Source organism: Pseudomonas sp. P106(2024) (assembly GCF_057480815.1).
This window is the reverse complement of sequence record NZ_JBLIYU010000019.1, coordinates 56,112-70,273: the sequence shown is the minus strand read 5'-3', so window position 1 is coordinate 70,273 and position 14,162 is coordinate 56,112. Positions and strand designations below refer to the sequence as shown.

General features: G+C 69.3%; 2 protein-coding genes. Both read left to right on the top strand.

Annotation, left to right across the window (positions count from 1 at the left end; all coding sequences use genetic code 11):
• Positions 1-319 precede the first annotated feature (319 nt).
• Positions 320-1,468 (top strand): substrate-binding domain-containing protein, encoded by a 1,149-nt coding sequence (locus tag AC25M7_RS22875; protein WP_186597509.1) that lies wholly within the window; start codon positions 320-322, stop codon positions 1,466-1,468.
• Positions 1,469-1,674: 206 nt separating this feature from the next.
• Complete coding sequence (locus AC25M7_RS22870; protein ID WP_486971499.1) at positions 1,675-14,160, top strand: filamentous haemagglutinin family protein; 12,486 nt, start codon at positions 1,675-1,677, stop codon at positions 14,158-14,160.
• The last annotated feature ends 2 nt before the right edge of the window (positions 14,161-14,162 follow it).

Sequence of the window (14,162 nt, the reverse complement as noted above, 5' to 3'; positions counted from 1 at the left end):
AGTGGCCGGCACTGGCGCAATGTTTTTTTCTCCCCCGGCCAAGCTCCCGAGTACCTGAGCTGCCATCCTCCGGTTCGATCCCTCCCGTACTGCCTGCCCCGGCTCCTGGCCAGCCTGCCGCAGGCCCGGAAACCGCCCGCCGACACCCGAGCTTTTCCCTGCCGAACTCCCGATGTTTTTTCCTTTGCCTGTCACCACAAGCTGCGAATGTTGCCTTCGTGGCCCAGCCTCCAACCCCTCTGGATCAGGGGATGCGGCCTGTGGCCACAGCAATGCGCGACCCACTCAACGTACGAACACGACGATAGGAGATTGCTTCATGTTTAAGCGTACTGTGATCGCCGCCTCCCTGGTGGCTGCTACCCTGGCTTCGGCCCAATCCATGGCTGCTGTTGTCGGTGGCGGCGCCACCCTGCCGGAAAACCTCTACAACGGCACCTCGACCCTGCCACGCCTGCTGCCGGCCGACTTCAGCTACACCGGCGTGGGCAGCGGCGGTGGCAAGACGGCGTTCCTGACCAACGCACCGGCCTCGATCAACCAGCCGGCCGGCACCAACGTCGACTTCGCCGGCAGCGATTCGGTGCTGAGCGCCTCGGAGCTGTCGACCTACAACAGCGCCAAGGCCGCCACCTGGGGCAAACTGGTACAGATCCCGTCCGTGGGCACTTCTGTCGCCATCCCTTACAAGAAGTCGGGCGTGACCAACCTGCAACTGACCGGCGCCCAGCTGTGCGCCGTGTTCTCCGGCACCACCACCACCTGGGGCCAGCTGCTGGGCAGCGCCGACACCACCCCGATCAAGGTGATCTACCGTTCCGGCAGCAGCGGCACCACCGAGTTGCTGTCGCGCTTCCTGGCTGACTCCTGCCCATCGTCCTTCGTGGTCAGCAGCACCTTCACCACCGCCAACGTCGGCAGCGAGCCGGCCACCTGGCAAGCCGTTGCCGGCAGCGCCGATGTGGTCAACGCGGTCAACGCCACCGATGGCACCATCGGCTACGTCAGCCCTGACTATGTCGCCACCGGCAACAACGCCGTGGTCGCCCGTGTCAGCAAGAACGCCATGGCCGCCGGCACCGCGCCGCTGCCGACCGCCGCCAACGCCCGTACCGCCCTGGGCACCGCCGTCGCCCCTAGCTCCGCGGCCGATCGCGCCGACCCAAGCAAGTGGGTGCCGATCTTCAACGCCGGTGGCATCGTTCCGACCTCGGGCTATCCGATCGTCGGCTACACCAACCTGCTGGTCGGCCAGTGCTACCAGACCGCGGCTGACGCCACCGCCGTGCGCAGCTTCCTGAACGACCTGTACTCCGGCACCAAGGCCGCCACCATCGCCCAGCACTCCTTCGTCAGCCTGCCGGCCGCCTACGCCGCCGAGATCAAGAAGGTGTTCCTGGACAACGGCTACAACGAAGGCACCGACATCGCCAACGCTTCGGTCTGCAACGGCATCGGCCGACTGTAAGCGCACGCGAAAGCCCAAGCCCGCAACGGGCGGACAACCGACGGTGGCCGGTACGGCACCGTCGGTTTTCGCGTGTGCGCGTAACCCAGGCAGATGAACTTTGCATGACAAAACTTCGGTCCGGGCCCGGGCCGACTGCCTTATGGCAAAGCGGCATCACGGCCGCACCGAACTGCCTTCCATGACCCAGCACAAGGAACCCTGCGATGTCGCGCGGCCAGCACCAGCCAGACTCTCCAGCCACCGTCGTCCAGCGCCGTGGCCAGCCTGTCGGCCATGAGCCCATGCTGCTCAAGCCCCTGGCCCAGGCCATCGCGCTGCTGATGCTGGCGGGCACGGCCCACGCCGCGCAGCCGTTCAGCTCGGCCTGGTTTGCGGCCAAGGGCGCTGCGCCCGCCAGCGGGGGCGGCGTCGGCGGCACCGTGCAACTGCCCGGCGCGCCACCGCCGCTGGCACAGCAGCAGCGCCTGAACCAGCAGTTCCAGCGGTCGGTGGGCAACCTCAACAACACCGTGGCCGCCATCGCCGCGCAGCAGGCCGCCCAGGCCGCCGGGCGTACCCTCGCGCAGGTGCAGCCGCAGACCGTGCCCAACGGCCTGGGCGAGGGCGGCCTGAAGGTCGACGAGAACCCGTTGACCAAGGGCTGGCAGAATGCCAAGGCGCCGCAGCAGAGCCAGGTGGGCGGCAGGACGCAGGTGCTGATCGAGCAGACCGCCGACAAGGCGATCCTCAACTGGGAGACCTTCAACGTCGGCCGCGACACCACGGTCAAGTTCGATCAGCAGGCGCAGTGGGCGGTGCTCAACCGGGTCAACGACCCCAATGCCCGGCCGAGCCAGATCCAGGGCCAGATCGAGGCCCAGGGCACGGTGATGCTGGTCAACCGCAATGGCGTGGTGTTCAACGGCAGCAGCCAGGTCAACGTGCGCAACCTGGTGGCGGCGGCAGCGCAGGTCAGCGACGAGCAGTTCCGCGAGCGTGGGCTTTATGTCGACAACAACGCCAGCCAGGCCACCTTCACCGAGGCCGCCGGCAAGCTCCAGGTCGAGCGCGGCGCGCAGCTGCAAACCCGCGCGCCGGCCAGCTCCACCGAAGGGGGCGGCTACGTGCTGTTGCTGGGCAGCGAGGTGAGCAACGAAGGCCAGATCATCACGCCCCAGGGCCAGGCCACCCTGGCCGCCGGTGACGCCTTCTATATCCGCCGGGGCAAGGGCACCCAGGCCAACGCCTTCTCCACCACCCGTGGCAACGAGGTCGCCAGCAGCCTGAAGGCCGGCAGCAGTGCCGGCAGCGTGGCCAACGCTGGCTTGATCCAGGCCGCGGGCGGCGACATCACCTTGACCGGCCATGCCGTGCGCCAGGACGGCGTGGCCCTGGCCAGCACCGCGGTGGACCGGCGGGGCAGCATACACCTGCTCAATTCGGCCAGTGACGCCAACGGCACGGTCAGCTTCGGCAAGGGCAGCGTCACCGCCGTGCTGCTCGACGACAGCCAGGCCCTCGACAGCCAGCGGGAGGCCTCGCGGCAGGTGGTGGATGGTGTCAGCGGCAACAATGCCACGGGCCGCTTCGACAACTTGAGCAAGGTCATCGACCGCCCCGAGCAGTCGCGGGTGGAGGTGGTCAGTGGCGGCACCGTGCATTTCCAGGAAGGCGCCCTGACCCTGGCCACCGGCGGCCAGGTGGCGGTCAGCGCCGGGCTGCGCAGCCTGGTGGACGAGGGCGCGCGCATCGATGTGGCCGGGGCCCTCGGGGTCAAGGTGGCGATGGAAAGCAACGTGATCAAGATCAACGTGCAAGGTAACGAGCAGCGCGACGCGGCCGGCAACCGTGACAAGGGCGGCCTGATCAACAGCGATGTGTGGGTGGATGTACGGGAACTGGTGCATGTCGAGAAGGGCGTCAACGGCTACGCCAGCGATCGTTGGTACACCGCCGGTGGCCTGCTTGAGGTCGGCGGCTACCTCGGCACCCGCAACCACAGTGTCGGCGAGTGGATGGCCCAGGGCGGCACGGTGACCTTCACCGGCCAGGACCTGGTGACCCGTGCCGGCGCCGAGATCAACCTGTCCGGTGGCACCCTGGCGGTGCAGGACGGCTACGTCCGCCAGAGCTGGTTGCGTGGTGAGGACGGACGCCTGTACGAACTGTCGCGGGCCCCGGGCGACCTGCTCTACACCGGCCTGTACAAAGGCTACCAGGCGCACAGCGCACGCTGGGACCAGACCCGCACCTTCTACAATCCGCTGATCGCCCCTGGGCAGCGCTTCGAGCAGGGCTACACCGTGGGGCGCGATGCCGGCAGCCTGGTGGTGGCGACCCACAGCGCGGTGCTCGATGGCCAGCTGGTCGGCCAGACCTGGCAGGACGAGCGCCAGGTCCAGGCGCCGGTGCGCGGAGGCGACGGCTATAGCCAGGTCCACAGCGCCCGAGCCCAGGGCGCGCAGCTGGTGATCGGCCAGCAGGTGCCCGGCTATCTCTCCGATGCCAAGGCGCTGGGCATGAGCCTGACCCCGGTCATGCAGCAGGTGCTGGTGCGGCAAGGGGCGGGCGGGCAGAGCGCCGATATCGGCCTGCAGGCACCGCTGGACGACAAGCGTCGCGGGCAACTGCTGCTCGACAGCGACTGGCTCAACGGCTCGGCCCTGGGCGGCCTTACGGTCGCCGCTCAGCAGCGTATCCAGGTCGATGATGCCCTGCGTCTGGCCGACGGTGGCAGCCTGACGCTCTATGCCCCGCAGGTGCAGGTCAATGCCGACTTGACCGCCAGAGGCGGGCAGATGGTCCTGGGCGATGTGCTCAGGCAGCGGGTCCTCGCCAGCCTGCAGGACCTGCCGCTTGTTACCCCGACAGGGCTGCGCGCGCAGGTCGGCGTGGCCGCCGGCGTACGCTTGGATGTCAGCGGCTTGCGCAGTGAAGGTGTGAGTCCCGGCGAGCGGGCCTGGCGCAACGGCGGCAGTCTGAGCCTGCGTAGCAGCGGTGATGTGCTGTTGGACAGCGGCAGCGTGCTGGACGTATCCGGTGGGGTGGTGCGCCGCGAAGCCAACCGCCTGCTCGGCGGCAGTGGCGGCAACCTGACCTTGCAGAGCAGCGTGCTGAACAGCGCCGGGATCGGCCGGATGCGCCTCGATGGTGAGCTGCGCGGTTACGGCAGCAGTGGTGCGGGCACCCTGACCGTGGCCGCCGACCGGGTGAGCATTGGCGCCGCCGCCGATGGCAAGGCCAGCGTGCATCTGGCCGAGGATTTCTTCAGCCGCGGCTTCGCCCACTACGCCATCACCGGCAATCACAGCCTGAGCGTGGCCGCCGGCAGTCGTATCGATGTCACCCGGCCTGTGGAGCGGCTTGACGCCAGCCAGCCGGTCAGTGGTCAGGCGCAGGTCTGGCTGGCGCCGCCGCTCGTGCAGAACGCCGTGGCCGGCACCCTGGAGTCGCGTGCCGGCGCCAGCCTGGCCCTGGCGGCGGGCGATACCCGTTTCGCCCAGACCGTGCGCGAAGCAGCGTTGCTCGAGGTCGGGCGCGGCGCGACGATCAGTGTCGACCCGTTGCAGTCCATCAGCCTGGGCAGCACCGCGCAATTGACCCTGAACGGCACCCTCAATGCCTGGGGCGGCAGTGTCAGTCTGCTGCAGCCGTGGCTGCCGGCCATGGATTCCGGTGTATCCGAAGGCGCGCACCAGCGCTCCATCCGCCTCGGCGACCAGGCCCTGATCGATGTGTCCGGTCGGGCGGTCACGGCCGTTGACCTGCAGGGGCGCCGCTATGGCCGGGTCGATGACGGCGGCAGCATCGTCATCGGCGGGCAGATCGACCACAACCTGGGCACCAGCAACGGCGCCTACCTGTTCCTGGACATGGCCGAAGGCGCCCGCCTGCGCGCCGATGGCGCCCAGGCCACGCTGGATATCCGTGGCCAGGGGCCGGTGGCCGTGGCCAGCAACGGCGGGCGCATCAGCCTGGCGTCGAGCCATGGGTTGCGCCTGAACGGCAGCTTCAGTGCCGCTTCCGGTGGTCGTGGCGCTGCGGGCGGCAGCCTGGAGGTGGCGTTGGACACCGGTCTGTACCTCAATGCCAGCTTGGTCGACGGGGTCAAGGCACCCCGCGAGCTGACCCTTGCCCAGGGCGCTGCTGGCCTTGAGAGCGGACCGTTGCGCTATGGCCAGGGGCGCCTCGACGTCGCCAGGATCGCTGCTGGGGGCTTCGACAGCCTGTCGCTGCTCAGCGACGGCGTGGTGGCGTTCGATGGCGACATTGATCTGCAGATGGCCCGCAGCCTGCAGCTGTACACCGGTTCGCTGGTGCTGGCCCAGAGGAGCGCAGGCGACGCCCGTGTTCACCTGCAGGCGCCCTATGTGCGGCTCGCGGGCAGCAACCACCGCAGCGCTGAGCAGGCGACCCGACCGACCCTCAAGGGCGGCCTGTCAACCCAGGACAGCGCGGCGCTGTTGCAGGTCGACGCGCAGCTGCTGGACCTGCGCGATGCGCTGACCCTGGGCGCCCATGGCAGCCTGGCCTTGGCTACGGGCGGCACGTTGGATTTCGATCGGCGTGGCTTTGCCCTGGGCAGCCTGCGCAGCCAGGGCGACCTGCGCGTGCTGGGCAAGGTCGGCGAGGGCACCGACCGCACCTTGCTGCGCGGCAATGCCGACCTGGAGCTGCTCGCCGCGCAGATCTACCCGACCACCGGTGCCTTCGGCCAGATCGAGACGGGCGCCAACGCCACCCTGCGCATTGGCAGGGCCGGCCAGGGCACGCCCGAGCAACCGTTCTCGGTATTCGGCCGACTGGCGCTGATCGCCGGCAAGGTGGAGCAGGGCGGCGTGCTGCGGGCGCCGCTGGGCGGGTTGTCGCTGGGGCAGGAAACGGGGGGCACCCAGTCCGTGACCCTGCTGCCGGGCAGCATCACCTCGGTCAGCGCGGCCGGGCTGGTCATGCCCTATGGCGCAACGGTGGACGGCTTGAGCTACCTGTTCGGTGGCGAGGCGGTGAAGCTGGTGGGGGCGGCAGGCGACAGCCTTTATGGGGTGTCGCTCAACGGCAAATCGATCGATGTTCGCCAGGACGCCCTGATCGACCTGGCCGGGGGCGGCATGTTGACCGGGGCCGGATTCGTCTCCGGACGTGGCGGCTCCACCGATGCCCGCTACCACCCGCTGATGCAGTTCGATGGCGAGGGGCGTCTGGTCCTGCCCACCCTGGACAGCAACCCGGTCTATGCCATCGTGCCAAGCTTCTCCGGCCCCTATGCACCGGTTACCGGCGAGGCCGGCGTGACGGCGCCGGGGATCGGCCAGCAGATTACCCTGGATGGCAGCATTCCAGGCCTGGCGGCCGGCACCTACACCTTGCTGCCGGCCAGCTACGCCCTGCTGCCGGGCGCGTTCAGGGTCGAGCTCAATGGCCTGGCCACGGCCGTGGGACGCTCTGGCAGCCAGGCGATGCGCAACGGTTCATGGACCACCACGGGCAGCCTGTCGGTGGCCAACACCGGTATCCGCCAGGCGCTGCCGAGCCAGGTGATCCTGACCGCAGCTGACGTGCTGCGACGCTATTCGCAGTACAACGAAATGGCCTACGCCGACTTCGTGCGCGCCGATGCCGTGGCCAAGGGCGTGCCGCGCGCGGCGATCGAGGCCGATGGCAAGTGGCTGAACCTGCGGGTGCAGACCAACAATGACGCCGCCAGTACCTTGCGTGTCGCCGGGCGGGTGAACTTCGCCGCCGCCCAGGGCGGTCATGCCGGCAGCGCGGCGGTGTTCGGCGCCCGGGGCCTGGAGATCGTCGCCGATGGCGGCAGCGGCCAGGCCATCGGCGACAACATCGCGGTGCTGTCGGCACGCGAGCTCAATGCCTTGCAGGCACCCCGGCTGACCCTGGGCGGGCGGGCCAATGTGCTCTACGGCCAGGGCGGCAACCAGATGACCTTCCTCGAAGGCACCCGCGATATCTGGGTGCGTTCGGGGGCCGAGCTGCGGGCCGGCGAAGTGTTCCTGACCAGCAACGATCCGCACGGCGGTATCGTCGTCGAGCAGGGGGCCGGTCTCGTCACCCTTGGCCGTGGCGCGGTGCCCTTCGGTGCCGATGACGGCTACTTCATCAACAGCAATGGCCGCGCCTTGCTGGCGGTGTCCAATGGTCGGCTGGAGGTGCTGTCTTCGCCACTCACCACCAGCGGGGCGCCGGGTTCCATTCTCATTGGCGGCTGCAGCGCCGGCGATTGCCAGGGCAGCACCCGGCTGTACTCGGAAGGCTCGTTGTTCGCCGCCACCGACAAGACCTTCAGCCTCGATGATGGCGTGGCCTTCGGCACCCGTCACCTGGGCCTGTCGGTCGGTCGGATCAACGTCGGCAGCGCCGAGGCGCTGGCCCAGGCCCTGGCCAATGGTGTCCTGGGTCAGGGCCTGACCCTCTACCAGCAGGTGCTCGACCGCCTGCTGCAGGGCAGCCCGGCCGATGGCGTGCCTGCTCTGCAGACCCTGACGCTGGCGGCGTCCGACTCGCTGAATTTCTTCGGTACCACCGCGCTCGACACCTACGACCCGGTCACCGGCAAGAACCGTCTGCAGGCCTTGGTCCTCGGCGTGCCGGCCATCCATGGCAGTGGCTTGGCCGGCGACCAGGCGACCATCCGCACCGAACGCTTGATCTGGAGCGGTGCCCGTAACGTCGCGGGTGCGCCGATCGCGGGTGGGGCCGGCAGTGGCGATGGCGTGCTGGCCATCCGCGTCAAGGACCTGGAATTCGGCTATGGTGCCAACAGCCAGCCCGACGGCAGCGCCGACATGGCGCGCCAGACCTTGGGCTTCAGCCGTGTGGAACTGCACGCCAGCCACCAGGTGACGGCCAACCACAAGGGCAGCCTGCTGGTTCATCACCGCCGTGGCGACTACCAGGCCGACGGCGGCTTCGCCTATAGCGGTGGCGACCTGCTGGTGGACACGCCGTTGTGGACCGGCACCGCGGGTTCGCTCAACCGCATCGAGGCCGGCGGCACCCTGCGTGTGCAAGGCGCTACGGGTACGCTGGCCAGCGGCCGCGAGGCACTGGGGGCCGAGTTGAGCCTCAAGGCGCGGCAACTGCTGGTCGACGGCACCTTCAGCCTGCCCAGTGGCCGCCTGACCCTGCAGGCCGTGGACGACCTGCGCCTGGGCGACGCCGCGCGGGTGGACCTGGCCGGGCGCACCCTGACCTTCAATGATGTGACCCAGTACAGCTGGGGTGGCGAGCTGGTGCTCGGCAGTCAGTTCGGCAACATTCACCAGGCCGCCGGCGCGTTGATCGACCTCAGTGCCCGCAACAACCGCGCCGGTCGCCTGAGCGCCATCGCCCTGGGTGAGCAGGGCGGGGGCATCGAGCTGCTCGGCCGGATTCTTGGGGCTGCCAGCGGCCAGTATGATGCCGCCGGCACGCGGGTCCCCTACGCGGGTGGCGCGGTCGATATCCGTGCCCGGCACCTAGACGATTTCGCCGGCCTCAACCAGCGCCTGAACCGCGACGAAGTGTTCGGCGCGCGCAGCTTCCAGATCAAGCAGGGCGACCTGGTGATCGGCGATGAGCTCAAGGCACGGCAGATCAACGTGTCGCTGGACAATGGCCAGCTCAGGATCGAGGGCCATGTCGATGCCAGCGGCGAGCAAGTCGGCAGCATCCGCCTGGCCGCCGGACGTGGCCTTGCCCTCGGCGCTGGGGCGCTGCTCGATGCCCACGGCAGTGGGCTGCGGGTCGACAGCTACGGCGCGATCATCGACGCGCCGAACCGCGCCGTGGTCGAACTCAACAGTGGCCAGGGCCAGCTGACCCTGGCCAGCGGCGCGCGCATCGACCTGCGCCACGGCACCGCCGCCGGGCAGGGCGATGGCCGCCCACGGGGCACCCTGGAGCTGATCGCCCCGCGCCAGGGCAGCGATACCGCGGGTGATATCGCCATCGACGTGCGCGGCCCTGTGGACATTCTCGGTGCCCGTTCCATCGCGGTGGTCGGCAACCAGCGTTATACCGACGCGGCGCCGGGCGGCACTTCGGTCAGTGGTCGGCCGGTCCAGGTCATCGACCAGGATTACCTGAACCGCAAGCACGACCTGAGCGTGCAGTTCATCAACCACCTGCTGGGCAATCGCGATCTGCTCGAGGTGCGTCTGGCCGGGCTCAACAACACCCGCTACGTCCAGGCCCTGCACCTGCGGCCGGGCGTGGAGATCGCCACGGCCGATGCCCGCACCGACCTGGTGGTGCAGGGCGACCTGGACCTGTCCGGCCATCGCTACGCCAGCCTCAATCCGCTGACCGCGCAGACCTCGGTCTACGGTTCAGGCGAGGTGGGCAACCTGGTGCTGCGCGCCGGGGGCAACCTGGAGGTGTACGGCAGCATCAGCGACGGCTTCATGCCGGTGGACCTGGCCACCGACGACACACGCACGGACGGCAAGGGCTGGTTGCTGGTGCCCGGCAAGCAGCCCTTCGACAGCGACCTGGTGATCCCGCGCAGCGGCGTCGAACTGGCCGAGGGCACGCGGTTCCCCGAAGGCAGCCTGCTCAACTTCGACCTGCCGTTCGCCGCCACCACCTTGCCGGCCAACCAGCGCCTGCCCAGTGCCTTGAGCCTGTCGGCGCCCTTGACCCTGCCTGCGGGCACGGTGCTCGAGGCCCCGGTGCGCGATGCCGGCGGCAACCTGTTGTATGCCGCCGGCACCTTGTTGCGCGAGCCGGTCACCCTGGCCGTTGGCACGCGTCTGGATGCGGGCAGCCGCCTGCCGGTCAGCGTGGCGGTGCAGGGCGGCACCTGGAGCAAGGGCGTTGCCCTGCCCAGCAGCGGTCTGACCCTGCGCGGCGTGCTGGGCCTGGCCGTGGGCTCGCGGCTGCCGGCCGGCACCGACGTCAAGCTGGCCGAGGGCGTCGACCTGATCGAGTTGCGGCCCGCGGTCAATGGCCAGCAGGGGCGCAACTGGGCGCTGGCGCAGATGCTGGCGCAAGGTTCGCAGTCCTGGTCGATGCGCCTGGTGGCCGGCGCCGACCTGGATGCCGCCGACAGCCGCATCACCCGCCCCGACACCGAGGCCGGCGTGTTGCGCCTGGCCGACCTGCACTACATGGCGCAGCAGAAACGCAGCGGCGGCGGGGATACCGGCACCGGCATGGTCTGGGGGCCGGACAACACCTACGGTATGGAGCCAGGTACTCCGGTGGCGCCCGAGGACCTGGCGCTGTGCGAGATCGCCGGCTGGTGCGAGCCGGCAGTGAAGACCATCAAGGTCTGGGGCCCCGACAACACCTATGGCATGGAGCCGGGTACCCCGGTGGCGCCCGAGGACTTGGTGCTGTGCGACATCGCCGGCTGGTGCGTGGACCAGACAGTGGGCGGCAAGAAGATCTGGGTCTGGGGGCCGGACAACACCTATGGCATGGAGCCCGGCACCCCGGTGGCGGAAGCCGACATGGACCTGTGCTCAATCCCCGGCTGGTGCGTGGAGGTTGATGCGCCGAGCGAGCCCGAGCGTATCGAGGTCACGCCGCAGACCCTGATGTTCAGCGTGCTGCGTACAGGCACCGGCGATCTGGACCTGCTCAGCGCCGGCGACTGGCGCATGGACTCGCTGTTCGGCGTCTACACCGCCGGCACCCAGGCGCCGTCGCTATGGCGCGACGGCAGTGATCCGCACCAGGTCGCCCGTGGCCGGCTGGCCGACGGCAGCGTGCTGGGCGGCGCCGGCACGGCCTATGAAGCGTTGACCGACAGCCTGTACCGCGCCTGGTATCCGGAGCAGGGCGGCAACCTGCGCATCGCCGCCGGCGGCGACCTGACGGGCAACCTGGTGGCGACCAGGACCGGCAGTGCCCTCGCCAGGCCTCAAGTGGCGTCGGCCGCGGTGGGCAACTGGTTGTGGCGCCAGGGACAGCCCAGCGCCGATACCCCGGCGGCCTGGTGGGTCAACTTCGGCACCTTCGCCCAGCAGCCCCAGGCCACGGTGGCCGAGCCCTGGCTGGTGGGCTTCACCGGCATCGGCACCCTGGGCGGCGGCAACCTGGATGTCGGCGTGGACGGTTCGGCGGGCCTGCTGCAGAGCAGCAACACCGCGGGCGTCGAGGCCGAGCGCAGCCAGGGCCTGAACCTGGTGGTCGGCGGCAGTGGCCGGATGACCGAGGACGGCCGCCTGGTGCAGACCGGAGGCGGCGACCTGAACCTGCGTGTGGCCGGCGCCATCAACCCAGATTCCAGTGCCCTGGAAATGGCGCGCGTCACCCCCGACCTGGGCGGCACGCTGGTCAACCTGCGCGGCGCCCTGAATGTGCAGGCGGGCAGTATCGGCGTGGTCAGGCAGGTCTATGGCAGCAGCTTCGCCTTCAACGACAGCAGCGAGTCGCGTGCCTACGACCCTTTCACCTCGACCAAGGCGGCGGCGCTGGGTGGCCTGACGCTGATGCCGGGCGATGCCGCCGTGCGCCTGGACAGCCGCGGCGACCTGGTCGTGCAAGGCGTGGGCGACCCAGGTCGGGTGCCGCAGTTCAACATGACCGGCTTCCTCGGCGACAACGGTATGCGCTATGCCGGGCAGGGCAGCAGCTGGTTCTCGCTGTGGCGCGAGACCACCGCCGTTGACTTGCTGGCCCTGGGCGGCAATGTCACGCCGGTCAACCTCGACGACACCCGACCCGGGCGCAACCTGCCGCTCTACGGTGGGCGGCTGTTCTACCCGACGGCCCTGCGCGTGTTGGCGGCCAACGGCAGCTTGTACTACGGCAGTTCGGCCAGCGAGCGGGGCGTCGCGACGTCGGCGTACTCGCTGATGACCGCGCCGTCTGCGCGCAGCGCCCTGCAACTGATCGCGGGCGAGTCGATCTATGCCGGTGGCTATGTGATCAGCCAGGCCGGCACCGACACCTCAGCCATCGCCACGCCGCAGCGACCTGCCATGCTGGGCCAGGACTTCGCGTTCGTGTACCGGGCCGGCAACCTGAGCGGGGACGTTGCCGTCAGCCTGGATACGGCGCCGTTGTTCACCTATGGGCTCAACACCTACAGGGCCGGGCAGCGGCCGCAGGCGCCTGCGCGTTTCTATGCCCTGGCGGGCGACATCCTCGGCTTGAACACCGGCGAAATCATTGAATACCAGCAGACCGGGCTCAAGCTGTACCAGGGCGCAGGGCCGGTGCGGGTGATGGCCGGGCGCGATATCGTCAATGCAGGCAAGGCGCTGGGGACCGAGCGCTTCGGGGCGACGGGCATGGTGGCAGGGGATCAGGGCAACATCCATTCCTCGGGCAACCTGATCATTCATGGCGACGCGTTGGATGTCTCGTTGATCAGCGCCGGCCGCGACATTCGCCTGAGCACCTTCAATGTTGCCGGGCCCGGCCAGCTGGAAGTGGTGGCCGGGGGCAACCTGTTCCAGTCCGGCCAGGGCGTGGGCTCGGCTTACCAGGAGGCGGCGATCAACAGCATTGGCCGGGTCGATGGCAGCGGTGGCGGGAACGACGGCGCGGCCATCGCCATCATCGTCGGCGCTGGCAAGACCGGTCCGGACTATACCCGCCTGCTCGAGCGTTACCTGAGCACGAAGCAGGGCCAGCCGGACCAGCCGTTCAAGGTCTACGACCAGGAACTGCAGGCCTGGCTGCGTGAACGCTTCGACTTCACCGGCGATAGCGCCGCAAGCCGTGACTATTTCGCCGCCTTGCCCGCCGAGCAGCAGCGCATCTTCGCCCGGCAGGTCTACTTCAGCGAACTGCGCGAAGGCGGACGCGAGTACAACGACGTCAACGGCCCGCGTACCGGCAGCTATGTACGCGGCCGCCAGGCGATCGCCACGCTGTTCCCTGAGCGGGATGTGGCCGGCAATCCGATCAGCTATGGCGGCAGCGCCACGTTCTATGGCGGGGCGGGCATCCATACCGACTTCGGCGGCGGCATCCAGGTGCTGACACCCGGTGGCCAGCAGGTGTTCGGCATCGAGGGCGAGGCGCCACCGTCCACCGCCGGGGTGATCACCCAGGGCAGCGGCGATATCCAGCTGTACTCGCACGGCAGCATCCTGCTCGGCCAGAGCCGGATCATGACCACCTTCGGCGGCTCGATCCTCGGTTGGTCGGCCCAGGGCGACATCAACGCCGGTCGCGGTTCGAAGACCACCGTGGTGTATACCCCGCCCAAACGCACCTACGACCTGTGGGGCAACGTCGGCTTGGCGCCAAGCGTGCCGAGCACCGGCGCCGGCATCGCCACGCTCAACCCGATCGCCGAGGTGCCGCCGGGGGATATCGACCTGATCGCGCCGCAGGGCACCATCGACGCTGGCGAGGCCGGGATCCGCGTATCGGGCAATGTCAACATCGCCGCGCTGCAGGTGGTCAACGCCGCCAACATCCAGGTCCAGGGCGACGCCAAGGGCATGCCGGCGGTGGCCTCGGTGAATACCGGGGCGATCGCCTCGGCCAGCGCCGCGGCATCGTCGGCCAGCCAGGCCGCCGAAGAGGCGGGGCGCCAGCAGCAGGCCGCGTCCAGGCAGCGCCAGCCGTCGGTGATCACCGTGCAGGTGCTGGGCTTCGGTGGCGAGCGGTTGGTGCCGGGGCAGGACGGGGCGAGCCTCAACCCCCAGTACAATCGCCAGAGCCCGGTGCAGGTGCTCGGGGCCGGGGCGCTGGATGAACGGGCGAAGGCACAGTTGACCGAGGAGGAGCGGGGCAACCTGTTGCTATGAGC